Source organism: Proteus sp. GOKU (assembly GCF_015475555.1).
GTDB lineage: Bacteria > Pseudomonadota > Gammaproteobacteria > Enterobacterales > Enterobacteriaceae > Proteus > Proteus mirabilis_B.
This window is the reverse complement of record NZ_CP034105.1, coordinates 2141315-2166971: the sequence shown is the minus strand read 5'-3', so window position 1 is coordinate 2166971 and position 25657 is coordinate 2141315. Positions and strand designations below refer to the sequence as shown.

Below are 25657 nucleotides of genomic sequence, written 5' to 3'. Positions count from 1 at the left end.
TTAATTAACACAGTACATTACAAACAGTATAGGGATAAATATGCAACATAAAGTGGTGAATATTGGTGATATCAAGGTAGCAAACGACCTGCCATTTGTGCTTTTTGGTGGCATGAATGTATTAGAATCGCGCGATTTAGCCATGCGTATTTGTGAGCATTACGTCACTGTAACTCAGAAACTGAATATTCCTTATGTATTCAAAGCTTCTTTTGATAAAGCAAACCGTTCTTCAATCCACTCTTACCGTGGTCCGGGTTTAGAAGAAGGGATGAAAATTTTCCAAGAGTTAAAAGAAACTTTTGGCGTTAAAATTATTACTGACGTTCATGAAGCAGCACAGGCTCAACCTGTATCAGAAGTGGTTGATGTTATCCAATTACCTGCATTTTTAGCGCGTCAAACTGATCTTGTTGAAGCGATGGCTAAAACTGGCGCTGTGATCAACGTAAAAAAACCTCAGTTTGTAAGCCCAGGACAAATGGGAAATATCGTCGATAAGTTTAAAGAAGGCGGTAACGATCAAGTTATTCTATGTGATCGTGGTAGCAACTTTGGTTACGATAACTTAGTTGTTGATATGTTAGGCTTCCATGTCATGATGCAGGCTTCTCAAGGCGCACCGGTTATTTTTGATGTCACCCACTCATTACAGTGTCGTGACCCATTTGGTGCCGCATCAGGCGGACGTCGCGCGCAAGTTGCTGAATTAGCTCGTGCAGGTATGGCTGTTGGTCTTGCTGGATTATTCCTTGAAGCTCACCCAGATCCAGATAATGCGCGTTGTGATGGCCCATCAGCGTTGCCACTGGCAAAATTAGAGCCTTTCTTAGCTCAAATTAAAGCGATTGATGAAGTGGTGAAAAATTTCCCAGAGTTAGATACCAGCAAATAAAATTGTTATGCAACTGCATACAGTAGTGAATATGTTCGGCGCTGATCTTCAGCGCCGTTATCACGAAAAAATTCATAAAATCACCCTCCATGGCGGTTTCAACTGTCCTAATCGAGATGGCACATTAGGGCGAGGTGGCTGTACTTTCTGTAATGTTTCCTCTTTTGCTGATGAGCAAACACAATATCATTCGATAGAAGAACAAATTGCATTACAAGCCAAAAATATTAACCGCGCACATCGTTATCTTGCCTATTTTCAAGCCTATACCAGTACTTATGCCGAAGTAGAATATTTGCGTACTTTATATGAAACCGCATTATTACAAGCTGACATGGTTGGATTATGTGTTGGAACTCGGCCAGATTGTGTCCCTGTCAGCGTTTTGGATTTATTGCAAGGTTATCGCGATAAAGGCTATGAAGTATGGTTAGAACTTGGTTTGCAAACGGCTCATGATAAAACATTGAAGCACATTAATCGTGGGCATGATTTTCAATGTTACCAAGCGACCACACGTGAAGCGCGTCGGCGTGGTTTAAAAGTGTGTACGCACCTTATTGTTGGACTGCCACGAGAAGATCATCTGTTAAATATGCAAACATTAGAGCGTGTGGTAGAGACAGGCACTGATGGGCTTAAATTACACCCATTGCATATTGTTGAAGGCAGTACGATAGCTAAAGCTTGGAAAGCAGGGCGTATTAATGCATTGACGCAAGAACAATATGTTTATACCGCGGGTGAGATGATCCGCCATACTCCTCCTGAAATGATTTATCACCGTGTGTGTGCTAGCGCCAGAAAACCCACCTTATTAGCTCCTGAATGGTGTGAAAATCACTGGTTGGGAATGAATGCACTTTATCAAGATTTATTAAAAAAGGGTGTGCAAGGAAGCGGGATTGGTAATGCGTTTATTCCTAATTCTAAATAAGCCATATTAAGAAATTACCGCACGATATACATTTCAAATCTGAATGTTTTTTAATTTATATTAAAAAATGCAATTCATTTTTTCTCAATATAAATTATGAAATATTAAAATAGCCCTTAATTAAATCACTTAAATTAAGGGCTAAATAAATTTTATATTAATTGTAATAAATAACTACTGAATTAATTCCAAATCATCCAGTGCTTTTTGTAATGAAGGATAGAAATTAAGTTCTCCTTCAATAGGCGTGACTCTTGCTCTTGCCAGCGTTTTTAAAGGCTGGAAAGGAATATCACAAACAATCACATGGGTATCATGTTTAACATCAGTGACAAAATGCTGGAATGCATGTAATCCACCTGCATCTAATACAGGAACAGCATCCCATTGCATAATAACGGTTTTATAACCTTTACTACGTTCACGTAACTCATTAAAGATACGCTCAGCGGCGGCAAAGAACAGTGGACCATTAACACGCACAACCAATAACTGCTTATCATCATCAGTATAAGGGGATTCAGTTATTTTGGTCATATTGGCAATACGACGCATAAATAACAGTGAAGCCAACACAATACCGATAGTAATGGCAATAACCATATCAAAGAGAACGGTGAGTGATAAGCATAATACTAAGACAATAATATCGTCTTTAGGCGCGTGTCGAATAAGGTCAATAACTTTACGGGCTTCACTCATATTCCATGCAACAATTAACAGCAGTGCGGACATTGCGGCTAAAGGTAAATAAGAAAGGAAAGGGGCTAATACAAGTAAAGTTAGCAATACCAATAACGAGTGAACAATAGCAGAAACAGGTGATGTTGCACCTGCACGCACGTTAGCAGCGGAACGTGCAATCGCCGCAGTTGCTGTGATACCACCAAAGAATGGCGCAACAATATTACCAACACCTTGTCCGACTAACTCACCATTAGAGTGGTGTTTTTTGCCAGTCATACCATCAAGCACAACCGCACATAATAATGATTCGATAGCGCCTAACATTGCCATTGAGAAAGCTGCGGGTAATAAAGCAGAAACAGTACTCCAATTTAATTCAAGTGATGTACCTGTGCTTGGTAAATTCCAAGGTAAAACAAACTGAGGCAAAATAGGTGGAATACCTTGCCCAGTTGTTCCATTAGGAAGCATATAACTAAATTGGGAACCAATTGTTGCAACGTCATGACCGAACATATTCACAATACCCATTACTGCTGTACCTGCAATTAAAGCGGGTAAGTGGCCGGGTAAACGTAAATTCAACTTAGGCCAATAAATTAAAACCAACAGTGTTGTCAGACCGATAAGTGTATCACCAAGATGAATAGTCGGTAATGCAGAGCCTAGAGCAATCACTTTATCAATGTAGGTTTCTGGCACATGCGCTAATTCAAGACCAAAAAAGTCTTTTACTTGCATGGTGGCAATGGTGATAGCAATCCCCGAAGTAAATCCAAGTGTTACAGAAACAGGAATATACTCAATAAGCTTGCCAAAGCGAGCTAAACCCATAACCACTAAGATCACGCCAGACATAAGCGTAGCAATCAATAGCCCACTTAAACCAAACTGTTGTGATACAGGATAAAGGATCACAACAAAAGCGGCAGTAGGCCCTGAAACGCTGTATCGAGAGCCACCAGAAACAGCAATGACTATACCGGCAATAGCTGCGGTATAAAGACCGTATTGCGGAGGAACACCGCTACCAATTGCCAAAGCCATGGCTAAAGGTATCGCGATAATTCCGACGGTGATCCCTGCAATAATATCTTTTAATAAACGCGCAAAAGAGTAAGGCTCTTTTACACATGCATCAATAAATGCACTAAAGGGGCGAACCCGGTTAACTTTATGAGTTTTCATTTAGGATTAAACCAAAATAAGAAGTCAGATGCCGAATAACGGCGATAAGGAAAAGAGAGGATATCGCTTTTATTCGCTGATAATAATGTGATACATCAAATTATTAATGCATATCTTAAAGCTTAGTAAAAATAAAATCAATTAAACTAATAAGTTAACCTAAATAGATAATGCAATGTATCTTATTGTATTTATTCTGTTGCTTGCTTGAAAATAAAGTTTAAATTTATTTTAAAATTATAAAAAGCGTTTTATTTTAGAATAAATGTCGTTTAGAGATAGGGTAATAAAAATCTTTTTACGTCATAAAAATCGGATAGACATAAATAACAACTACATAAGTTGTTTTAACTCATTAAAATTAATAATCAAAGATTATTAAGTGATGAGAAATTATTAAATAAAACGATTAAGCAAAAATAAAATAAAGAATATGTAATATACTAACAATAATATCATCAAAAAATGAAGCGTTACGGGATATAAACAAGTCCGTGAAGAGAAAAAGAGACTGAGAGTGTAGAAAATTTGGACAAAAAAAATAGAGCCTAGTTAAAAAACTAGGCTCTATCTTAGAATATGGCGGTGAGAGAGGGATTCGAACCCTCGATACGTTGCCGTATACACACTTTCCAGGCGTGCTCCTTCAGCCTCTCGGACATCTCACCGTGTTGTTGGATATGTACTTAACATCTCTCAACGGGGCGCTACTATATGGAAAAGGATCATAGGCGTCAACAGCTAAATGCATTTTTCCCTTAACTTTTGCATCAAGCAGTCAAATAAAAAACAATATGCACAAATGCTAGGCAAATTATGCAGTAAAGCAATATAGATATGGATTGCTGCATTGAAAAGAGAATTAAGAATTTCGTTAACTGGTTAACATTCTCAACATTTTTATTAACAACTTATTCAAAGAGACTTGAAATCAGAACGTAACCCTCGCACCCTATGATAAAAATGCTGGAGGAAGGCAAAATGAATATTATTTATTATCATCCTTTTTTTGACGCAGATACATGGATCAATGGTATGAAGGCACGTTTGCCGAATGCCAATATACGCATTTGGGAACCTGGCGATAATCAACCTGCTGATTACGCTATGGTTTGGCTTCCTCCTTATGAAATGCTAGCCAGTCGCAATCACCTAAAAGGTATTTTTGCCTTAGGGGCGGGAGTCGATGCTATTTTAAAACAAGAGCAACAAAAGCCAGGTACATTACCAACTGGCGTTCCTGTTATGCGTTTAGAAGACACCGGAATGGGGCTTCAAATGCAAGAATATGCGATTGCTAAAGTGATGTATTACTTTCGTCGAATGGATGATTATAAACGCCAACAATCACAACGTTTATGGAAACAACTTCCTGCGCATTCTTATGACGATTTTGTTATTGGTGTTTTAGGTGCTGGAGCTTTAGGTGGGAGTGTTGCGACTAAACTTGCTGAACTTGGTTTTAAAGTTCGTTGCTGGAGTCGCAGTGAAAAACAAATTAAAAATGTTGAAAGTTTTTATGGTAAAGAGCAACTCAATGATTTCCTTAAAGAGTGTAATTTACTAATTAACTTATTACCTTATACGCCAGAAACGCATGGTATTTTGAATTTTTCACTCTTTGAACAACTTAAACCTTCTTCTTATTTGATTAATTTGGCGCGGGGTGCGCATTTAGTTGATCAAGATTTATTAGAAGCGATAGATCAAGGGCATATTGCTGATGCGACTTTGGATGTTTTTGCTCAAGAGCCATTAGCAGGAATGCACCCATTTTGGACTCATCCTCGTGTTTCTATTACGCCACATATTGCCGCCTTTACAATTCCTAATATCGCCATGGATACAATTGTTGAAAATATCCAACGAATTGAAAAGGGTGAATCACCTTGTGGTGTGGTTGATATGAAAAGTGGATATTAAAACCATTTAATACCTTTTCTAATTTTATATAATAGGCAATAAATTTTAGTTTATTGCCTATTTTTTTGCCCTGACTTTCAAAAAACATCATTTTTTCTGTTATTTATATAATGTAATAAAAATCTGGTTGTAAAAAGATATCGTTTGCAGATTATCTTATTGATTATTACCTCATGATTTGAAGATAATGAGGTATACATGAATAATAAAATAGAGACGATACCCAGTAAGCTAATACCTATGGGTACTTTTAATGGAAAAAAAGAGAAATGTTCAATAAATACAATAGGTAATGGTAATGAGAGCTATCGTAAAAATAATGATAAACAAAAAGAAGAAAAACAATTTAACTTAAATAATGCTAAGAACTATGTTTATCTTGGCTCTACCAATATGTCATTATTAAATAATATGGGTGTTACTCTTGATGATGATGGCTCCTTGCTCTTAATTAAAGGTAAAACACATGACTTATTTACAGGATTATATCAAAAACACTTTAAAGGAGGATTTAAATATGATGTTTTTAATATAGAGACTAAAAACACTGATAATATGAAGTTTAAAGAACTTTATGTTGATCCTAATGGGTTCTTGATTGGAAATAAATATAGCAATATAGATAATAGTAGTGACCTTTATAAAATTAAATTTAACAGACTCGAAAAAGAATATAGCTTAAATGATGTTTCATCAAATACTATTGGTAGTAATTTTATCGTTGAATATGAAAAATATATAATTGATGATAATCTAAAACAAGATTTATCAAGCATCAATAATATTGTGGAATTAAAAGAAAATAATATACTAAAAATAAAAAGAGATGGTCTAGATATTACAATTGAAGTTAAAAATAACCAACTTTACACAGCTGGATTACCTGCAACACTAGAGTCAACATACGATCAAACTGACCATGCTGAAACTGAACATGATATTAAAATCAAAAAGCATAAAATAAAACTTCCATTAAAGGAAACTGATAAAATATTAGCAATTAAACCAATATTAAATAAAATTCAACTCATTGTGGATAAAGGTAATAAAATAAAAATATACTACCTTGACCCTTTGAATATTTTTGCGGTTAAAGATTATCAGTATGAGGTTACTCGTTTAAAACAGGAGCCACCCTTATCATTTTACTCAATGGTAGGTGAGAATAATTATAAAAATTATCATTCTGGTCAGCCATTTTCTACTCAAACAATAGGTAATTTCAGTAGCCGACATATTCCTTTTTTCTCTTCTGTTATTGATGATTCCAGATTACATATTAGTAAAGCTAAAGAGCAATATGCATTAAAAAAATATAAAGCAATGATGAAAAATATTGCAAAAACTGTTGATCCTGGTTTTAGAGGATTATTTTCTAATATAAAACAACTTGTTAATTCTTCGACAACTGCATATAACAGCAAGCCAATGGCATTATATGGTATTAAAAAAAATATAGAAAAAAACTATGATGTGTTAAATCGTATAGTTAAAGGTGTCAAAAGTGGTGTAACACAAGGTGAGGTGATTTATTCATTAGTAAAAGACCTTAAAGAGAAAGAAAATATTACAATTAGTCACCATAGTGATATTCGAGCTTTTTTGGGCATTAATGCTTTTCAACTGCCAAGTAATATAGGAGTTAATGCCTTTCTATTAGCTTCTTATGCAAAGTCACACTCTATTACATTATCAAAAAGTGAAGGTAATAAGATCACTTTTTCTTTTATTAATAATAAGAAGAATCTTTTTGTTGCAGGTTTATCCGCGGGAATTGGTGGATATGAAAAAAGATGGGAGTTAGGAAATGTTGACTATGGTTTTGTTACTCCTATCATGGCAAGTGCTTTATTAGGTGCCACTTACGCTAAAAAATCTAATTTCTCATTTAGCCTTGATATTAATGAGATCTCAAATTTTATTAATCAAGGATTAACTAAAAATGAAAACGAATTGATCGATAAATCTACTCTTGAAATTAATCAAGATATGAGTATCTCGTTAGGAGGTGAGATAAGAAGTGAAGGGAGTTTTGATGTTGATGTCATGGTTAATCCTAATATGGAACTAACCGTACCCAGAAATGCTATTGGTATAAACTTTATTTTCAATTTATTAAAACTAGATTTAAATATTAATAAATTTATCGATTATGGTGAAACAGATGTTACAAAGAAAACAAAGAGGCTTGATCTTAATTTATTAGAGCTTGGTATTGATGTTTATCGTGATTTGAAATTTACGCCTTCTACAACAAATTCTGATAATGTTATTCAGTGGTATCCATTAACATCCGTAAAAGATTTTGAATTAATGGTAAAAAAAAGAATAAATAGCTTGTTAGGTTTTACACTTTTTAAAAGTGAAAAATTAATAAGAGCGGGGAGTCAGGAACAAGATAAAAAAAACATAAAAGGAATTTATAAAAGAGTATTAAAGCTAAATAAACTATTAGAAAGTTTCCCAGAAAAATATTATCTTTCTAATAATATTGATAAGTTAGATAGCATCTATTTAAATTTATCATCAGGTAAAAAAGAAATTAATAAATTAAAAGATGATAGTAATAAAAATCTTATTACTACTTCATTTCAAAGTAAAGATGAGATTTTTCAGGCTAAAATAACAGAAGAGAATAGACAACATAATATTAATCATATTTTATCCTCATTAAAAAAGAGAAAAGAGATGTTGTCTTCTCAGGAAAAAGACAATATGAATGAAAAATTTAAGCCTTACTTTATAGCAAATTATCAGTTAAATAGACAGGGAAGCTCGCTTCGTTCTGATTTACAAAATGAAATAAAGCATCTTATAGAAAAAAATAGAGACACTAAAGAGATTAACTTAGATGAAATAAAGACAAATCTGGATGATTTATATACTAGATATAAACAGCAGTTTGCCCATATTGAATATCAAATTACCTCTACAGATATTATGTCTATTAGTGAACTTTCGTACAAAAAGAAGACATTACCAACAGGATTTGTACGATTAGGAAATAAAAAAGCGATTATACATACTCAAGTTAAAGGAAATATTAATTATATTTATGATAAAGATGAAAAGCGAGTAAATAAAATATCAACAAGTTATTATTACTAATTGAATCATTCATTTTGTTTATTATTAATGTAATGTAACTTATAAAATATCCCTTGGGAAAATGCGGGTTTTAACAAGGCAGGTAGTGTTAAGTTTTGTTTTATCTATTATATTTGATTTTTATGGGGTTTATCTCTAATTAATTGATGTTATCGAAAAGATAAGTTTATTAAATTGTCATTTTGCTTAACTTGGTGATATAAAGTAGTTTCCCATGTTTATCAGACAATATACTTAATGAATATAGCAGAACTTCTTGAGCAAATAGCAGAGAAAGGATGGTGTGTATGGGATGATTTCCTCACACCAGAGGCTGTTCAACAATTGCGCGCTTGTTTTGATGGTAATGCACAACAAGCACGTATTGGTCGTCATGAGAATCGGCTTGCAGAAACAACAATTCGAAGTGATAAAATACGTTGGCTAGAACCTGAAATGGGAACACCCGTTCAGCATTATTTAATGCAAATGGAGTCTATTCAACGTGCGGTAAATCGTGAGTTTTTTCTTGGACTTTTTGAATATGAAGCGCATTTTGCTTGTTATGAAAAAGGTGCTTTTTATAAAAAACATCTGGATGCATTTAAAGAAAATGTGACGCGGCGATTAACAACAGTATTGTATCTTAATGAGGATTGGAAAAAAGAAGACGGCGGCGAGTTAGTTATTTATGATTTGGAAGATAAAGAACTAGCAACAGTTGCTCCTAAAGGTGGACGTTTGGTTGTTTTTCTTTCAGAACAATTCCCTCATGAAGTACTTCCTACTAATAAAGAGAGAATAAGTATTGCAGGGTGGTTTCGTGTGAATGGTGTAAGAGATAATTTTCTTGATATAGCCAGTTAACAAATGCAATAAAATGCTGTTGTCATAAAGTCGTTTATTATAAAACTGCTTTAGAAGATAAGTAGCATGGGATTAGGCGCGTTTCTTATATTAAGTAAAAGACTTAATAATAAGAGCGCGCTTTTTCTGTTTTAAGCGATTAAAAATAGTAAGATTTATATTAACAATAAAAGAGAAATGACGAAAAAAGTTGATTTTCTTACCGTTAAACGCACAATAACGCGAAACTTTTTAGGATAAAAATACAATGAATGAATTTTCAATAGTTTGCCGGCTTTTAGGCACATTATTCCAACGTGATCCCAATGATCCTATTTTATCACCAATTATTAAAATGATTGGTGAAGGAAAACTTAGCCAGCTATGGCCATTAGAGCAAGATGAGTTATTTAACACCTTAAAAAATAGCGTCAAAGATTTAGCCAGTGTTGAAGCGGATTATCAGTCTCTTTTTGGTAGCGAAACTCCTGCTGTGTCTATTTATGCCCATGATTATGAAGAGATCAAAGAAGACGATATTCGTCAATTTTTGATCGCAAGGGGTATGCCAGTTACAGATAATGCAACAGACAGTTTTGGTGCTTTACTACTTGCTGCTTCATGGCTTGAAGATAACTCAGCAGAAGATGAAGTATTGGCACAAATACAATTATTTGATGAATATCTGTTACCTTGGGCTGGCACATTTTTAGGTAAGGTTGAAGCTCATGCAACAACTGGCTTTTATCGCACACTAGCAGGTATTGCGCGTGGTGCATTATCAGCATTACGTGAAGAACTCTCTGATGATGAAGAAGAGAGTGACGATACTGAAGATACGCAAGCAGAGTAATATAACTATTTCTTTGCAAAAGTATTTTATTATTCATAAAAAAGGCAAACCATTAGGTTTGCCTTTCTCATTAATGACGATAAATATTTTTAATCAACTTGCGTAACTATTAGAGTTGGATCACGAATTTACCCGGTTTAACTTCAATTCCTTTAGCCAGTTTAAACGCGGCAGCTTCAGCACTGTTTTTTTCTGGGTTAAGAACATAAACAGGGTGATTATCAAAGTAAGTCGTGATTGTTGTATCCAAATAAGGTTTTAGTGCCACAACCACAGCATCCATTTTTTCTGGAGAGACTTTGTAACTATCAATAGCCATTGATTTTATGTATATCGCCCCTTTATCAGCTTGATAAGAAGGTTGCCCTGATAACGTAAGCTCAACTTTAGCGCTAGTCTTACCAAAGAATGAATTAATTATCAGATCAGTTGTACCTGAAAGATTTATTTTACCCGGCTCAGTACGACCAATTTGAATAGAAAGATTGCTTAATTTAATATCAGCAGATACAACCTCATCTTCACCAATATGTTTCTGAAGATTTATTTTTTGACTGATATAGTCATTAATAAGGTTTTCACTCACATCAAATTGCTTGAGCTGATCACACCCTGTGATTAAGCTTGTTAATACTAATATACTGGTTAGAAAAATTGCTTTCATAAACACTCCTTGATCATTGATAACTAAGAGTTTACCTGATCTCTAGGGAGTAAGCATGGCTGTTTCTATTTTTTTACGATTAAATTGGCGATGTAACGCATAAAGTGTTATTAAACCTACAGTTCCTAGTAAGAACCAAGGTAATTCAGGCATGTCAAATTGATTACCTAAATCATACATCCATCCACCACCTGTATATCCAATAGCGCCACCAAATGCCAAGCCTAAGCGACTAAATCCCATATAACTACCACGAGCGCGAGGATCAGCAAGTGATGCACTTAATGTTTCGCGTGCAGGTTCTGCTGTAATAGTACCAAGATAAAATAGACCAATAATCAAGAAGATGCTTTGTAATGAATGGATCATGCCAACAGGGAACATGCTGATGCTCATTAAAAATAAGCCAGCCATTAAACGCTGTTCTAATTTGAAACGTTTTTCACTCCAGCGAGCAATAGGATAAAGCAACGTTAAAGAAAGTAGAGCTTCAATGGCATACATCCATTTTACAGCGGTTGGTGTACCCGCAATATCATTGACGATAATAGGAAACATCAACATAACTTGAACAGATAATACAAAATAACCTGTCAGGGTTAAGACATAACTGACAAAGCGTTTATCAAGGCATACTCGCTTTAACCCTTCTTTAATTGGTGTTCGGGTTGTGGAGATACGATAAGCAGGTAATAACCAAGCATTAAATAAGGCTGCGATAACAAAAACACCAGCACCGACCCAGCATACCAAATGAAAATCATACTGTAATAACCAGCTACCAATGAGTGCACCAATAACGGCACCAGCGCTATCTTGCATTAACAATAAAGAGTAAAAACGACCGCGTTCATAAGGACGGGTTAATTTTATAACTAGCGCTGTGCGAGGTGGATCAAATAAAGTTCCACCTAATGCAGATAAAATGCAAGATAACCAAAGTATCCAAGGTTGATCAGCCATTGCCATTAAAGCAAAACCTAAAGCTCGTAATAACATGCCTGTTATTATCATTGGTTTTGCACCAAAACGGTCTGCAATAGCGCCGCCAAAAATGCCAAGGCCTTGTTGTACGAGTTGTCTAAGCCCTAAAGCAAAACCGACAATAACACCAGCCCAACCTAATTGTTCGACGAAACGAATAGAAATAAGCGGAAAAACGACGAAAAAACCTAAGACAACTAACATATTGTCAATTAGGAGGAAGTATTTACCCAAAGTACGGGCTTGTGTTACCAGCGCCATTACTCACCATCAATAAGCAAATAATTTAAATAAAATAAGGGGGGAATGAAATAATTTATTTCTTCGACTATTCTGTCTCTAAATGTGCATAATTCCTAGTAAATTAAAGATGATATTTTTTTATTAAGGTTAGTGGCAGAATAAGAAGAGTTGCTTCAGAATTAGACTTATTTATATCAAAGGATAATGAGATCGTAATGTTTGGTTATCGTGGCGGAATTCCTAAAATTCGTTTTGAAACACAAAGAATGGTAATTCGTTTAGCATACGAACGAGATGCTGAAAGATTGGCTGATTATTATACATTAAATCGTCGTTTTTTAATTCCGTGGGAACCCGTAAGAGATAAAACACATTATATACCCTCTGGTTGGGAACACCGTTTACAATATATGAACGAACTGCACCGACAAGAAAGTGCTTTTCATTTTCTACTATTAACACAAAAGGAAGATGAAATTATTGGTGTCGCTAATTACAGCAATGTTATGCGAGGCGCTTTTAATGCCTGTTTCTTGGGGTATTCAGTCGGTGAAAAATGGCAAGGTCAAGGCTATATGTCTGAAGCTTTAACGGAAACACTTCGCTATATGCAACGACTGCAGGGGATGCATCGTATTATGGCGAATTATATGCCTCATAATTTACGTAGTGGAAACTTATTAGCTAAACATGGTTTTGAACGTGAAGGGTATGCCAAAAACTATCTACAAATTAATCAAGAGTGGCGAGATCACGTACTGACTGCATTAACAACGCGAACCTATTTTAAACGTTAATATTGGTCATTATGGAAGAAAAGCACTGTTTATAATCATATTAGAAACGTCTTTATGTCAGTGCTTTTAGCCTCTTTTTGATGATAATCGTAATATTTAATAAGCCATTTGATCCGTTTTTTTCAACATATAGTACCAATGTTGAATATGGAAAATAGACTGTGTTAAGCGTGATGACTCTTCTTTTTCAATATAAAATCCATTCTTTTGATACAAATAAAGCGCACCTTCATGATGAATATCGACATAAAGTGATAAATACGCTTTTTTCAGAACATCTTTAGTATATTGGGTTATCCACTCAAGTATAGCGTAGGCAATGCCGTGTCCTTGATATGAGGATAAAACGGCAATATGTGCCAAGTAAGCTTCATTTTCATTTGGCGTATAATTAAATAAAGAAAAGAAAATCTTTTGCTTAATATAATGAATAATACCAAAGCGCCAATAATTTAAGGATGGTGTTTTAATAAAGGGATTTGCGGTAAAGCTGTTTTCTTTTATTACTAAACAAAATGTTGCGATAATTTTTCCATTATCAGTGACAACAAATTGTTGGCTGTTTTTTTTACATGCTAATGAATTCCAAATAGCTTCTAATTGCTGACGTTGATTAGGATTAGTGCTATCAATATTAAAAGCATTTAATTTAAAACGAAATGCTTGTGCAAATAATTGAATAATTTCAGGAATATCTGAAGGCTCTGCAACACGAAGCTGATAGTGTTCATTAAGTAATTGCATGATATCGTTACTCTGCAATAATAGGGTTAACTTTTTAGACTGTTTGGTCTAGTTATTTATAGACTAATCAGTCTAATTTATTTTGTCCAGAGATTTTTAATGTTATGAACAAGACTGTTACTGAAAAACAAAAAGCGAAAATGAAGCATATTATTGATGCTGCAATACGTTGCTTTGCTGTAAAAGGTTTTCACTCCACATCAACAGCAGAAATCTGTCATGAAGCAGGTATGAGTCCAGGAAATGTATTTCATTACTTTCCAAATAAAAATTCGATTATTGAAGCGATAGCATTAGAAGATGCACAGCTATTTGATGATATTTTTTGTCGCTATGAAGCTGAAGAAGAGTGCATTCAAGCAGTTATCGATTTAATGAAGGAAATTATAGAGCTCTATAATCACCCAGAATATGCACGTATCAGCATTGAAATTTTTGCTGAAGCTTCACGTAATGCGAGCATTCACGAGATTTTTATTGAAAATGAAAGAAACAACAAACAGCGTTTGATTGCGATGCTGAAAAACGGTATTAAAAAAGGGCAGATAGACTCAACACTTGAACCTGAAAAAATTGCAACATGGCTGTTAGTTATCGCAGATGGTTCAATGGGAAGAAATATTATTGATCCTGAATTTAATGAAAGAGAGAACCACGCTATGTTGGAAGTGATGTTGAAAAAAATGCTCACAAAGCCATAAATCGCTATTTTTTAATCACTTTGATTAGTCGAAGATAAGCAGAGTCAGCGTATTCCTAGCTAATTGAAGATTGATTTTTCGATGTTAGAGACGGAGTATAGTCCCTTTCTTTTTATTCCATTCAACAAAAATTAGAATGACTTTATGAATTTACTTAAATCACTCGCCGCAGTGAGTTCTATGACCTTATTTTCACGGGTACTAGGATTTATTCGTGATGCAATTATTGCGCGTATTTTTGGCGCAGGTATGGCAACCGATGCCTTTTTTGTAGCTTTTAAATTGCCCAACTTATTACGTCGTATATTTGCTGAAGGGGCATTTTCTCAAGCATTTGTTCCTATCTTGGCAGAATATAAAAATCAGCAAGGTGAGGAAGCAACGCGTACCTTTATTGCTTATGTTTCGGGTATGCTGACGCTTATTTTAGCCGTGGTCACCGTGATTGGTATTATTGCTGCGCCTTGGGTGATTTATGTTACAGCACCGGGTTTTAGTAGTTCACCTGATAAATTTCAATTAACGACTGACCTATTACGGATCACCTTTCCTTATATTTTTCTTATTTCATTAGCTTCATTGACAGGCTCTATTTTAAATACTTGGAATCGGTTTTCAGTACCCGCATTTGCACCGACGCTCCTCAATGTCAGCATGATCTTTTTTGCTTTAGTCGTCGCCCCTTACTGTAATCCTCCTATTATGGCTTTGGCGTGGGCGGTTGTTGCGGGAGGAATATTACAACTTGGGTATCAATTACCACATTTGAAAAAAATCGGTATGCTTGTTTTACCGCGTATCTCATTTAGAAATAGCGGTGTTTGGCGTGTGATGAAATTGATGGGACCTGCTATTTTAGGCGTTTCAGTTAGCCAAATATCATTAATTATTAATACTATTTTTGCTTCTTTTTTAGTTTCTGGTTCCGTCTCTTGGATGTATTACGCAGATCGCTTGATGGAGCTACCGACAGGGGTATTAGGGGTTGCATTAGGTACAATATTACTTCCTTCATTATCTAAGAGTTTCGCCAGTGGTAAAACTGAAGAGTATAGAAAACTGATGGATTGGGGGTTAAGACTGTGCTTTTTATTAGCACTGCCTTGTACTATTGGTTTAGCGGTACTATCAGGGCCTTTAACGGCGTCTTTATTCCAATATGGCAATTTTAATGCTCATGATGCATTAATGACACAACAAGCGCTAATCGCTTACTGTGTTGGATTAATGGGGCTGATTATCATAAAAATCTTAGCACCGGGTTTTTATTCTCGTCAGGATATTAAAACCCCCGTAAAAATTGCGATTGCCACATTGATCCTCACACAATTAATGAACCTTGCGTTTATTGGTAGCTTAAAACATGTGGGTCTTGCGCTCTCAATCGGTATTGCGGCTTGTTTCAATGCCTCTATGTTGTTTTGGCAAATCCGTAAGAAAGATATCTATCAGCCTTTAGCCGGTTGGCCTGTGTTTTTATTGAAACTTGTTATTGCACTTGCCGTAATGGGTGCTGTATTAGTTGGAATGTTGTGGATCATGCCAAGTTGGGATATTGGCAGTATGCCAATGCGTATATTACGTTTGTTGTTGGTTGTAGTAGCCGGAGCAGGGAGTTATTTTGTTGCGCTGTATGCATTAGGGTTTAGACCTCGTCATTTCTCACTACGTGCGTTATAACTGAAACAGTGACTCCTCGCTTTTGTATAAAAGCGAGGAGTTGCAAAATTAACAATGTTTTTATCAACACAACTTTCCTCGTTTAGAACCTTTCTCTATTTTTAGACTATTTATAATGCGTCATAGATCACACTTCTAGCATTTAGTCACATGATTCTGACTACTCTTAGAAAGAGAAAAAAGAGCAAGAAAAAACAAAAAATATTTTTCTTGCTCTTTTTTTTATTAAATTTTTTTTCCAATTTCTAAATGGTTTATACAGATTTTAGGCATTGGAACACATTTTTTGATGGTTATTAATAAATTTATCTAATCATTAATCATATCGAATATCTTTAGACAATTTGTTTACTAATGGTGGGATTCTACATAAAGTAAAAAAATAGACACTATATTCTAAGCACTTACGGTTTGACGAATTATCTTTTTTTAGATAAACTCTCTTGTGTTGTATAGGTTTAAAAATTGACACATCTGTTAAATATTTCTTACTTAATGATGAGATATTGCAAATATTTCAAAATATTGCAGTATATTTTAAAACATTTAATTTTTTTGATTTAAGACATATTATTATTTCTTTATTCAGGTAGATTAACCGTGACTGTAAAGTTATTTGCTTGTTATCGTTCAGTACTACTGAAAGTGATCATATCTATTTTGTCTGCGCTTCAAATAGGTAACACGATTGCTGGGGATAAGCAGTAAACAATAAGTCGTGTGAATAATGAAATTAATGCTAAATCTATTTTTAATAGATAATTAGATTACTGAGAATTCAGTATGGTACACTAATTATTGCTTTCATTTGTCCGCCGTTGTTTTCTGTTTTTCCCTCTCTTTTCTATTCCTTCTCAATATTTCTTATTTTTTTATTAATAGCTCAATAACTCAAATATTTCTCCATTTATTCGTTATACTCAAAGCAGTTATAAATCATTAAATATTTCTAGTTTAAAGACTACTAAATAACCACTTTGTGGTTTTTGGTAAAAATAAAAATAAAAGCGTCAAGGAGCTACTATGAAAAAAGCAATTATCATTTCTGTATCATTAGCTACATTATTTCTTGCAGGTTGTACTGCTGACGGAAAAATTAATACCTCAAGACTCACTCCAGTTAACTGTGTGGGCGTATTTGACAAAACTAATGAGAAGCTTGCTTTCACCGCTAAAGATGTCAATGACCGCTTATACAGCCCTAGCAAGCCAATAGATAGTGTTGATGGGTGGATTGATGCAAAAGATATTAGAGGGCTACTGTGTCAGGATGTTATAACTGCTAATGAAGACTAATGATTAAGTAGCATTTGGAAGTTTGATTACACAATTGCTTGAAGTGTTATTTTAGCTATATTGAATTAAGACTTAATGCATAATAAAAAACCGATGGTTAATGCCATCGGTTTTTTTATCACTGCTATTTGAAAATAGAGATGAATTACATTCTATCTACGGTTTCAATGCCTAAAGTATCTAAACCTTGTTTTAAGGTTCTCGCGGTTAAACGAGCCAGTTTTAGACGGCTTTGGCGAGTGTTTTCATCTTCAGCAGATAAGATAGGGCAGTTTTCATAAAAGCCAGAGAAGGCTTGTGCCAGATCATAAAGATAAGCACACATAACGTGAGGCGTTCCTTCACGGGAAACTTGCATAATGGTTTCATCAAATTGGACTAAACGTAATGCAAGTTGTTTCTCATGAGATTGTGTTAGTGCGATAGGTTGTGTTAACGCATTTTCATCAATTTCTGCACGTTTGAAGATTGAAGCAACACGAGTATATGCATATTGCATATAAGGTGCTGTGTTACCTTCAAAACTTAACATCAGATCCCAATCAAAGATGTAATCTGTTGTACGGTTTTTTGACAAGTCAGCGTATTTAACAGCACCAATACCCACAACGCGAGCAACGTTATTTAATTCGTCTTTATCCATATCTGGATTTTTTTCAGCGATTAATGTACGGGCTCTTTCTTGGGCTTCATCAAGTAAATCGGTTAAACGAATAGTGCCACCAGAACGAGTTTTAAACGGACGACCATCTTTACCTAACATCATACCGAACATATGGTGTTCGAGTGACATTGAATCTGGGATGTAGCCTGCTTTACGAACAATCGTCCAAGCTTGCATTAAATGCTGGTGCTGACGAGAGTCAATATAATAGAGTACGCGATCAGCGTGTAATGTTTCGTGACGGTATTTTGCACAAGCAATATCGGTTGTTGTATATAGGTAGCCACCGTCTTTTTTCTGAACGATAACACCCATAGGTTCACCTTCCTTGTTTTTATACTCATCAAGGAAAACAACCGTTGCACCTTCACTTTCTACTGCAAGACCTTTTGCTTTTAAATCAGCAACAATACCCGCTAACATTGGGTTATAAAGACTTTCACCCATAATGTCATCTTCGGTTAATGTGACGTTAAGGCGTTGATAAGTCACTTGGTTTTGTTGCATGGTGATATCAACTAATTTGCGCCACATTGTACGGCAGTATTCATCACCACTTTGTAATTTCACAACATAATTACGGGCACGCTCTGCGAATACTTCATCTTCATCATAATGTTTTTTCGCTTCGCGATAGAATTCTTCGAGATCAGACAACGCCATATCAGCGGCATTTTCATTCTGTTTTTTCTCTAAATACGCAATTAACATACCAAATTGCGTACCCCAATCACCAAGGTGATTAGCACGAACAACATTATGACCTAAGAAAGACAAAGTACGCGCACTTGCATCACCAATAATGGTCGAGCGTAAGTGCCCAACGTGCATCTGTTTCGCAACGTTCGGAGATGAGTAGTCGATAACAATAGTTTGAGGTTCAACGGGTGTTACGTTTAGATGTTCATCTGCTAATGCGGCTTCAGCTTGCTTGGCAACCCATTGTGAAGATAAAAAGATATTGATAAAACCCGGACCTGCGATTTCAACTTTATCTGCAACATCCGTAATATCGAGCTTTTCTAAGATCTTTTCTGCGAGTTGTCGGGGTGGGATCCCCATTTTTTTTGCAGCTCCCATGACACCATTTGCCTGATAGTCACCAAATTGTACTTTGGCTGACTGACGGACAAGAGGTTCGCTATCAGCGGGTGCGCCAGCAGCACACATTGCCACACTGATTTTTTCTGAAAGAAAAGCCTGAATATTCACCGGGTTACCTTAAATTATTGAGAAAATAAAACCTGACGACAAAAGCCTGACAGGTTTTTTATAAAGAATTGGGATTAACCTTGAATTTATAACATATTCCGGCTAGAACATGCTACCATCTCGGCCTTATCTTTAAGGTTTTTTCTCTGTTTTTTCATTAAGGTTATTCAAAATGGTGTTATTTTCTTCAATTCCTCAATTAAATGATTTAACTCACGAGCTTTCTTTGTTTGAAGAAAATATGACGCTATTTGCCAATAGTTTGAGTATAGATTTATCCGCCCATCTCACGGATCACGTATCGTTACGTTGTCACGATTTAGCGTTAGCGGAGCAGTGGAGAGCAGGATTAAGCCAGTGTGGAAAGTGTATTTCTGATAATGTAATTAATGGACGGCCAATATATCTATTTCAATTAGAAACGCCATTAACTATTTTAAATCAATCTGTTTCCATCGTTGAGTTACCTTTTCCCACAAATAAAAAATATGAGTATCAAGGTTGGGAGCATATTGAGCAAGTGATCCCCGTTGAGCCAACTGATTTAGTGACTAAAGTTATGTCATTTTTACCTGAAATGTTACCTGAGAGTGTTAGCTTAAAAATCAGTGAACCTAAAGGTGAGAAAGAACGTTTACCTAATCCAACAGTGGCTATTTCTAATGGAAAAGTCACAGTGAAGTATCATCCTTATTCGTTACTTGAAATCGTAGAAAGTGAGTGTTGAGCGACACTTTCAGAAAATAGTTTGCTTGTGTCAGCACAAAATTCTGATAGCAGAATTGAATGAATAACGAGATTCGACAACTATTGTTAGAAATCGCTAAGAAATGATGTTTATTTTCTGATTACTTTCTTTATTAAGGATGGAGAGGGATGATATGGCTACGTTGGAGATTTGTTGTTTTGGCGCTGAATGTGCGTTGGTAGCAGAACGAGCGGGTGCAGACAGAATAGAGCTGTGCACGAGTCCAGCAGAAGGTGGCATTACGCCAAGCTTTGGAATGCTAAGACAAGTCAGAGATTTGGTTCGTATTCCCGTTCATCCCATTGTTCGCCCTCGTGGTGGTGATTTTTGTTATACACAAGCTGATTTTTCAGCAATGAAAAATGATATTAGTTTGATCCGTGATATGGGATTTTCAGGAGCAGTTGTTGGTCTTTTAAATGAAGAAGGGCATATTGATTTACCTAAAATGGAAATTTTAATGGAGCTTGCAGGCCCATTAGCCATTACTTTTCATCGCGCTTTTGATATGTGTATTAATCCATTATTAGCGCTAGAACAACTGACTCAGCTAGGTGTTTCTCGTATTCTAACGTCAGGACAGCAGGCAAACGCGGAACTAGGTTTGCCATTATTACGAACGTTAAATGAGAAAACACAAGGCCCTATCATTATGGCGGGGGCTGGTGTAAGACTCAGTAATATCCAAAAATTCTTAGATGCAGGATTAAAAGAAATACACAGTTCAGCAGGGAAAGTGGCGCCTTCAACTATGATTTACCGTAAAGCAGGTGTAACCATGAGCTCTGACAGTGAAGTGGATGAATTTACGCATTACTGTGTAGATGAAGATACGGTTGAAGCGATGAAAGATATTATGAGTATTCATGCACCATTAGCATCTTAATTAGCACAAATTAAAGATTTTAGAACTGCGCCTTTTATGGCGCAGTTTTTTATGCAATCTCGTCTAATAACAACGTATGTGTAATACCACAGCGTTCCACAAAAGCGTCATCATGCGAAACCAGTAATAATGTACCTTGGTATTCAACAAGTAAATTTTCCAATAGTTGTTTGGACTCGATATCAAGGTGATTATCTGGCTCATCGAGTAATAATACCGCAGGTGGTTTTGGGCTATGAGTTAAGGCCAATAACGTTGCTTTTAATTGCTCGCCACCACTTAGTTTTTCAAGCGGTAGTAAAGATTTATCACCTCTAATTCTCAACATCCCAAGGCGTGTTCGCCATTGCTCAATAGAAATAGCAGGCTGATATTGGTGTAGTGCTTGTGCAACAGGCAATGTTTTATCAAGTAAAGCAAGGTGTTGATCGAGATAGCAATAGTCCTTGTTTAGACGAAACTCACCAGAAAGCGGTGCAAATTGTTCAATTAAACATTTTAATAATGTTGATTTCCCACATCCATTCTTACCTTTAATATGCCAATGTTCATTACCGTAAGCTGAGAATGAAATAGGGTGCTGATAACCATATGGAAGTTGAAGATTATCAACAAATACATTTAAACGGTGACCATCACTTTGATAATTCAACACCATTTTTTGTTGATGAACATGTGATTTTTCCTCATCGACACCTTGTTTTTGAGATTGCATATCATCGATTACGCGCTGATGACGCTTTGCAACTGCAGATTGTCTTTGTTCAGCCCGATTTGTTTGCATATCCAATAAAAGTAAGCATTGAGAGCCACTTTTCCTAATTGATTCGCCTTGTCGTTTTCGTTGTGCTGCTTTTTGTAATGTCGCTTGTTGCTGGCGTTTCTCATTTTTAATTTGGCTGTTTAGTCGATCACTTGCGGCTTCCAACGAGGCTATTTCTGCACTTTTTTGTGTCTCATATAAAGTATAATTTCCTCCATATTCAGATAAACCTTTCTCGCTTAATTCAAGAATCGTATCCGCATATGAGAGCAAGTTTCGATTATGACTAACAATAAGAGATCCTGCTTTGTGCTGAGCTAACTGTTTTATTAACCATTGTTGTCCTTGATAATCAAGATGGTTATCTGGCTCATCTAAGAGCAGAAAACTCTGCTCGCATAAAAAAGCGCGACAAAGTGCTAAACGTGTCTGTTCTCCACCACTTAGATGCGCAATAGGGGTATCTAATGCAACAGGGAGTTGTGCTGAATCTAATAAATTCTGCCACGTAACAGGAAGTTGCCATTTACCATCGAGCAACTCAATATCTTCTAATGTAGCAATACCTGCATCAACGCGTTGGAATGCTTGATAAATTTCATGAATATCTAACGCTTGAGCAAGTGTATCGCCTTGTAATCGGGTTAATTGATCAACGTGAACAAAAGGCATATTCCAATTAACTTGACCAGCGGTTGGTAATATTTTTTGTGCTAATAATCTTAACAGTACAGATTTTCCTTTGCCGTTATGACCGATCAATGCATTTTGCTGACAAGCCAATGAGCGAGTTAACGGTGGAAAAAGAGTTTGCTGATTAAATTCGATAGTCAGTTGTGAGAAGTGACAGGCTATTGTCATAATAATACCTCCTAAGCGAAATAGGTGGCAGACAGCCGTGATCTTTTTTAGATGCGACGAAATAAATTATTGTCTGCCAGTAACAGAAAATAAATACCCAAAAAGGTATTTGAAAAAATTTTCTGGCAGAATTTAATTCATCGTAGGGAAGTGCCTTCTTAAAAATAAAATAGGATAGGGAATGTAACGCGCCTATTATAGCGATAAACATGCCAAGATCAATAGGGATTAACGTCGTGAGCCGCGTGTTGTTTTTTCTCTGTTATAAATAAACTTAAATTTAATTTTTTTATAAAGAGGTGAAAACATTGTTATTGTCAGAAAAATAAAAGGAATAGTATATAAAAGTGTTCCTAACGCCATGCCAACATGAGGTGCATTAAAATATTCACTATGTGAAGCGATTAAATTTAAATAATTTACTTTATCTAAATATTCAGGTGTTAATCCACCATAAGGAACAATAAAGCGGATCATTGCAATTAAGAAGATGCAAAATAGAAAATTGAGCGTCATATATGCAGAATTAAGAACGTTTTTATTCCAAGCCTCTCTACTTTTTGCTTGATAGCTACCAATAAGGCGATTAGCGACAATAACCGCGTAGAGCCAAAGCACAATATTCTCATCGCCCATAATAAAACTATTAATCATAAAGGCAAATACGCTATAAACAGGGATAAGAACAAAAATAAGTTTAGTTCGTGCTAGTACAGCCATAAACAGACCTGAATGAACAAGAATAAACTCAAAGATAAAAATAACGGTTAAATTATAAATGGTTTGAACGCTAAACAACGCGGGATAACACCATGCAGTAATAATAAAAGCGATATAAAAGAATTGAGTAAAATAATCAAACCAAGAGAATAACGCACTGATTTTACGCTGTAATGGCGTAAGTGTAATGGGTGACTCATTTTCTAAAAAATTTTGATTAGAAAAAAAGAGTTCTCGTTTTTCATTCTCTTTTCTGTGCTCGTTAAGAACCAGCGATTGCTGTTTTTGTTGTGCGATCCTTTTTTGTTTAGTTTGTTTATTTTCTTTATATTTCGCCATGATGATCTTTTATAGAGTCAATTTTATCGATGTAATAAGGTCTAAGTTAGAAAAAGTGATTTTAAAACATTTAAATTGATATAGAAAAAAGGATATCTCTATAAGATACCCTTTTTGTAATGATTATCTGTAACACACTTAAAATAAATAAAGCTTAGGGTTTAGTTGCAATTAATATCGCGCGTTTAGGTGCGGGATAACCTTCAACTGTTTTTGTTTTATCATCAGCATCTAAGAATGCCTCTAATGAATCCGTTACCATCCAATCCGTTTTACGTTGTTCATCAAGAGAGGTTGTGTTTTCATCGACAATGCGCACATCTTTAAAGCCACATTTTTCTAGCCAAACTTTCAGCATTTTTGCAGATGGAATAAAGTACACATTACGCATTTGTGCATAACGTTCACCCGGGATCAGACATTGGAATTCATCACCATCAACAACGAGGCTTTCTAATACTAATTCGCCACCAGACACTAATTGGTTCTTTAATTGCCATAAATGATCAAGAGGTGAGCGGCGATGATAAAGTACACCCATAGAAAATACGGTATCGAAGGCATTTAATTCAGGCATTTGCTCAATACCAACAGGAATTAAATGTGCGCGTTGGTCATTACCTAATAATTTTCTGACTGCTTCAAATTGGCATAAGAAAAGTTGAGTAGGGTCGATCCCGACAACAAATTCTGCACCTTCACCTAACATCCGCCACATGTGATAACCACTGCCACAACCAACATCTAATACTAAACGGCCTTCAAGTGGTGAAAGATGCGGTAAAACACGATCCCACTTCCAATCAGAGCGCCATTCTGTGTCGATATCGACGCCATAAAGTGAAAATGGACCTTTACGCCACGGCATTAAATTTTTTAAAACGTTGCTTAATCCCAGTTGCTCGCCTGCGCTTAATGCTGGAGTATGCTGAGCAATCACACCATTTTTTAAGTCAATCTCAGTAGGGGCAATCTCTGGCAAGCCATCAAGCATTCTTTCCCATGAGGAAAAGTGACCGTGTAACGCATTTGAGCGCCATTCTGATAATTGAGCAGGTAATGTATCTAACCAATGAAATAAGCGCTCATCTTGCGCAATAAGTTGATAAAACGAGCCAAAATTAATCATTAATTATTGCCTTTAATCGCTAAAAGAGAGCCGAAATTAAAACATTGGAACCAAACTTCCGCATGTGGGAAACCTGCATTATGTAAGCGAGTTTTATGCGTTTCAACAGAATCGGTCAGCATGACATTTTCTAACATGCTACGTTTTTGGCTAATTTCTAATTCACTGTAACCATTAGCGCGTTTGAAATCATGGTGCATATTAAACAGTAACTCACCAATTTCTTTATCTTCAAAACTGAATTTTTCAGAAAGTACTAACACACCGCCGGGATTAAGACCTTGGTAAATTCGGTTTAATAATATTTGGCGATCGTTTGGTGCTAAGAATTGCAAGGTGAAGTTAAGTACGACCATTGAGGCGTTGTTGATCTCGATATCAAGAATATCACCTTCAATAATATCAACGGGTGTATCTGCTTTATAGGCATCAATATGGCGCTGACAGCGTTCTACCATTGCAGGTGAATTATCAACACCAATAATTTTGCAACCAGCAGCATCAATATTACGACGCATGGAAAGGGTTGCTGCACCTAAAGAACAGCCTAAATCGTAGACTTGGCTATTGGGTGTAACAAAGCGACCCGCAAGCATACCAATCATGGAAATAATATTAGAGTAACCTGGTACTGAGCGTTTTATCATATCAGGAAACACTTCAGCGACTTTTTCGTCAAAGCGCCAGTCACCGAGGTTAGCGATAGGTGTCGCAAATAAGCTGTCTTGTTGTGATGATTTTGAATTCGACATAACTAAAATAGGTTTAAGGAATAAAAGAAGCAAGCATTCTACCAGAAGCGACGGTGCT

At 35.7% G+C, this 25657-nt stretch carries 21 protein-coding genes and 1 tRNA gene; 12 read left to right on the top strand and 10 right to left on the bottom strand.

All coding sequences use genetic code 11. The annotated features are described in order from the left end of the window. Positions 1-40: 40 nt before the first annotated feature. Both kdsA and EHE21_RS10085 read left to right on the top strand, forming a co-directional pair. Positions 41-895 carry a 3-deoxy-8-phosphooctulonate synthase gene (gene kdsA, locus EHE21_RS10090; protein ID WP_088495432.1) on the top strand — a complete coding sequence of 285 codons (855 nt, stop codon included), beginning with the start codon at positions 41-43 and terminating at the stop codon, positions 893-895. Positions 896-902: 7 nt separating this feature from the next. Next, positions 903-1832 (top strand): TIGR01212 family radical SAM protein, encoded by a 930-nt coding sequence (locus EHE21_RS10085; protein ID WP_088495433.1) that lies wholly within the window; start codon positions 903-905, stop codon positions 1830-1832. A gap of 174 nt (positions 1833-2006) precedes the next feature. Here EHE21_RS10085 and dauA read toward each other — a convergent pair whose 3' ends face one another. Further along, positions 2007-3707 carry a C4-dicarboxylic acid transporter DauA gene (dauA, locus tag EHE21_RS10080; RefSeq protein WP_194950592.1) on the bottom strand — a complete coding sequence of 567 codons (1701 nt, stop codon included), beginning with the start codon at positions 3705-3707 and terminating at the stop codon, positions 2007-2009. A gap of 580 nt (positions 3708-4287) precedes the next feature. Further along, positions 4288-4375, bottom strand: a tRNA-Ser gene (locus EHE21_RS10075). Positions 4376-4688: 313 nt separating this feature from the next. Between EHE21_RS10075 and ghrA the strand changes: the two genes are divergently transcribed. The 4 genes from ghrA (at position 4689) to EHE21_RS10055 (ending at position 10416) form a co-directional block, all read left to right on the top strand. Further along, complete coding sequence (ghrA, locus tag EHE21_RS10070) at positions 4689-5630, top strand: glyoxylate/hydroxypyruvate reductase GhrA (RefSeq protein WP_194950591.1); 942 nt, start codon at positions 4689-4691, stop codon at positions 5628-5630. Between the two features lie 198 nt (positions 5631-5828). Further along, positions 5829-8738 (top strand): hypothetical protein, encoded by a 2910-nt coding sequence (locus EHE21_RS10065; protein ID WP_194950590.1) that lies wholly within the window; start codon positions 5829-5831, stop codon positions 8736-8738. 237 nt (positions 8739-8975) lie between these two features. Next, positions 8976-9584 carry a 2OG-Fe(II) oxygenase gene (locus EHE21_RS10060; RefSeq protein WP_194950589.1) on the top strand — a complete coding sequence of 203 codons (609 nt, stop codon included), beginning with the start codon at positions 8976-8978 and terminating at the stop codon, positions 9582-9584. A gap of 247 nt (positions 9585-9831) precedes the next feature. After that, the gene (locus tag EHE21_RS10055; protein WP_098942641.1) at positions 9832-10416 is read left to right on the top strand and encodes a TorD/DmsD family molecular chaperone; all 585 of its coding nucleotides are present in this window, start codon (positions 9832-9834) and stop codon (positions 10414-10416) included. Positions 10417-10525: 109 nt separating this feature from the next. Here the strand turns inward: EHE21_RS10055 and EHE21_RS10050 are convergent, their stop codons facing one another. Next, positions 10526-11080: a lipoprotein gene (locus EHE21_RS10050; protein WP_098942642.1), complete on the bottom strand. Its 555-nt coding sequence runs from the start codon at positions 11078-11080 to the stop codon at positions 10526-10528. A 42-nt stretch (positions 11081-11122) separates the two neighbouring features. Further along, positions 11123-12325 carry a multidrug efflux MFS transporter MdtH gene (gene mdtH / locus EHE21_RS10045; RefSeq protein WP_088495441.1) on the bottom strand — a complete coding sequence of 401 codons (1203 nt, stop codon included), beginning with the start codon at positions 12323-12325 and terminating at the stop codon, positions 11123-11125. Positions 12326-12522: 197 nt separating this feature from the next. Here mdtH and rimJ point away from each other — a divergent pair, with 197 nt between their 5' ends. Beyond that, on the top strand, positions 12523-13104 hold the full coding sequence (rimJ, locus tag EHE21_RS10040; protein WP_194950588.1) for a ribosomal protein S5-alanine N-acetyltransferase: 582 nt from the start codon (positions 12523-12525) through the stop codon (positions 13102-13104). Positions 13105-13200: 96 nt separating this feature from the next. Here rimJ and EHE21_RS10035 read toward each other — a convergent pair whose 3' ends face one another. Beyond that, positions 13201-13848, bottom strand: coding sequence for a GNAT family N-acetyltransferase (locus EHE21_RS10035; RefSeq protein ID WP_194950587.1), 648 nt, complete (start codon positions 13846-13848; stop codon positions 13201-13203). A gap of 104 nt (positions 13849-13952) precedes the next feature. On the opposite strand from EHE21_RS10035, the gene EHE21_RS10030 reads away from it, so the two are divergent. From EHE21_RS10030 to EHE21_RS10020, 3 genes are all read left to right on the top strand, one after another. Then, the gene (locus EHE21_RS10030; protein ID WP_194950586.1) at positions 13953-14549 is read left to right on the top strand and encodes a TetR/AcrR family transcriptional regulator; all 597 of its coding nucleotides are present in this window, start codon (positions 13953-13955) and stop codon (positions 14547-14549) included. A gap of 144 nt (positions 14550-14693) precedes the next feature. Next, a complete protein-coding gene (gene murJ / locus EHE21_RS10025) occupies positions 14694-16229 on the top strand; it encodes a murein biosynthesis integral membrane protein MurJ (RefSeq protein WP_194950585.1) in 1536 nt (511 codons plus the stop codon). Positions 16230-17252: 1023 nt separating this feature from the next. After that, positions 17253-17525 carry a hypothetical protein gene (locus tag EHE21_RS10020; protein WP_088495446.1) on the top strand — a complete coding sequence of 91 codons (273 nt, stop codon included), beginning with the start codon at positions 17253-17255 and terminating at the stop codon, positions 17523-17525. Between the two features lie 145 nt (positions 17526-17670). Here the strand turns inward: EHE21_RS10020 and argS are convergent, their stop codons facing one another. After that, positions 17671-19401 carry an arginine--tRNA ligase gene (gene argS / locus EHE21_RS10015; protein ID WP_194950584.1) on the bottom strand — a complete coding sequence of 577 codons (1731 nt, stop codon included), beginning with the start codon at positions 19399-19401 and terminating at the stop codon, positions 17671-17673. Positions 19402-19573: 172 nt separating this feature from the next. On the opposite strand from argS, the gene EHE21_RS10010 reads away from it, so the two are divergent. Both EHE21_RS10010 and cutC read left to right on the top strand, forming a co-directional pair. After that, complete coding sequence (locus EHE21_RS10010) at positions 19574-20128, top strand: VOC family protein (RefSeq protein WP_088495448.1); 555 nt, start codon at positions 19574-19576, stop codon at positions 20126-20128. 154 nt (positions 20129-20282) lie between these two features. After that, the gene (gene cutC, locus EHE21_RS10005; RefSeq protein WP_194950583.1) at positions 20283-21035 is read left to right on the top strand and encodes a copper homeostasis protein CutC; all 753 of its coding nucleotides are present in this window, start codon (positions 20283-20285) and stop codon (positions 21033-21035) included. 49 nt (positions 21036-21084) lie between these two features. Here cutC and EHE21_RS10000 read toward each other — a convergent pair whose 3' ends face one another. The 4 genes from EHE21_RS10000 to cmoA all read right to left on the bottom strand — a co-directional run bounded on the left by EHE21_RS10000 (position 21085) and on the right by cmoA (position 25599). Continuing rightward, positions 21085-22659, bottom strand: a complete 1575-nt coding sequence (locus tag EHE21_RS10000; RefSeq protein WP_194950582.1) for an ATP-binding cassette domain-containing protein — start codon at positions 22657-22659, stop codon at positions 21085-21087. Positions 22660-22887: 228 nt separating this feature from the next. Beyond that, the gene (locus tag EHE21_RS09995) at positions 22888-23718 is read right to left on the bottom strand and encodes a hypothetical protein (RefSeq protein ID WP_194950581.1); all 831 of its coding nucleotides are present in this window, start codon (positions 23716-23718) and stop codon (positions 22888-22890) included. 154 nt (positions 23719-23872) lie between these two features. After that, positions 23873-24847, bottom strand: a complete 975-nt coding sequence (cmoB, locus tag EHE21_RS09990) for a tRNA 5-methoxyuridine(34)/uridine 5-oxyacetic acid(34) synthase CmoB (RefSeq protein WP_194950580.1) — start codon at positions 24845-24847, stop codon at positions 23873-23875. Beyond that, positions 24847-25599: a carboxy-S-adenosyl-L-methionine synthase CmoA gene (gene cmoA / locus EHE21_RS09985; protein ID WP_100159385.1), complete on the bottom strand. Its 753-nt coding sequence runs from the start codon at positions 25597-25599 to the stop codon at positions 24847-24849. The genes cmoB and cmoA overlap by 1 nt, the downstream gene beginning before the upstream one ends. Positions 25600-25657 lie beyond the last annotated feature (58 nt).

Excerpts from the sequence above, each read along its gene's own strand:
- kdsA (WP_088495432.1), top strand. The coding sequence starts at position 41 with ATGCAACATAAAGTGGTGAATATTGGTGATATCAAGGTAGCAAACGAC.
- EHE21_RS10085 (WP_088495433.1), top strand. The coding sequence starts at position 903 with ATGCAACTGCATACAGTAGTGAATATGTTCGGCGCTGATCTTCAGCGC.
- dauA (WP_194950592.1), bottom strand. The coding sequence starts at position 3,707 with ATGAAAACTCATAAAGTTAACCGGGTTCGCCCCTTTAGTGCATTTATT.
- ghrA (WP_194950591.1), top strand. The coding sequence starts at position 4,689 with ATGAATATTATTTATTATCATCCTTTTTTTGACGCAGATACATGGATC.
- EHE21_RS10065 (WP_194950590.1), top strand. The coding sequence starts at position 5,829 with ATGAATAATAAAATAGAGACGATACCCAGTAAGCTAATACCTATGGGT.
- EHE21_RS10060 (WP_194950589.1), top strand. The coding sequence starts at position 8,976 with ATGAATATAGCAGAACTTCTTGAGCAAATAGCAGAGAAAGGATGGTGT.
- EHE21_RS10055 (WP_098942641.1), top strand. The coding sequence starts at position 9,832 with ATGAATGAATTTTCAATAGTTTGCCGGCTTTTAGGCACATTATTCCAA.
- EHE21_RS10050 (WP_098942642.1), bottom strand. The coding sequence starts at position 11,080 with ATGAAAGCAATTTTTCTAACCAGTATATTAGTATTAACAAGCTTAATC.
- mdtH (WP_088495441.1), bottom strand. The coding sequence starts at position 12,325 with ATGGCGCTGGTAACACAAGCCCGTACTTTGGGTAAATACTTCCTCCTA.
- rimJ (WP_194950588.1), top strand. The coding sequence starts at position 12,523 with ATGTTTGGTTATCGTGGCGGAATTCCTAAAATTCGTTTTGAAACACAA.
- EHE21_RS10035 (WP_194950587.1), bottom strand. The coding sequence starts at position 13,848 with ATGCAATTACTTAATGAACACTATCAGCTTCGTGTTGCAGAGCCTTCA.
- EHE21_RS10030 (WP_194950586.1), top strand. The coding sequence starts at position 13,953 with ATGAACAAGACTGTTACTGAAAAACAAAAAGCGAAAATGAAGCATATT.
- murJ (WP_194950585.1), top strand. The coding sequence starts at position 14,694 with ATGAATTTACTTAAATCACTCGCCGCAGTGAGTTCTATGACCTTATTT.
- EHE21_RS10020 (WP_088495446.1), top strand. The coding sequence starts at position 17,253 with ATGAAAAAAGCAATTATCATTTCTGTATCATTAGCTACATTATTTCTT.
- EHE21_RS10010 (WP_088495448.1), top strand. The coding sequence starts at position 19,574 with ATGGTGTTATTTTCTTCAATTCCTCAATTAAATGATTTAACTCACGAG.
- cutC (WP_194950583.1), top strand. The coding sequence starts at position 20,283 with ATGGCTACGTTGGAGATTTGTTGTTTTGGCGCTGAATGTGCGTTGGTA.
- EHE21_RS10000 (WP_194950582.1), bottom strand. The coding sequence starts at position 22,659 with ATGACAATAGCCTGTCACTTCTCACAACTGACTATCGAATTTAATCAG.
- EHE21_RS09995 (WP_194950581.1), bottom strand. The coding sequence starts at position 23,718 with ATGGCGAAATATAAAGAAAATAAACAAACTAAACAAAAAAGGATCGCA.
- cmoB (WP_194950580.1), bottom strand. The coding sequence starts at position 24,847 with ATGATTAATTTTGGCTCGTTTTATCAACTTATTGCGCAAGATGAGCGC.
- cmoA (WP_100159385.1), bottom strand. The coding sequence starts at position 25,599 with ATGTCGAATTCAAAATCATCACAACAAGACAGCTTATTTGCGACACCT.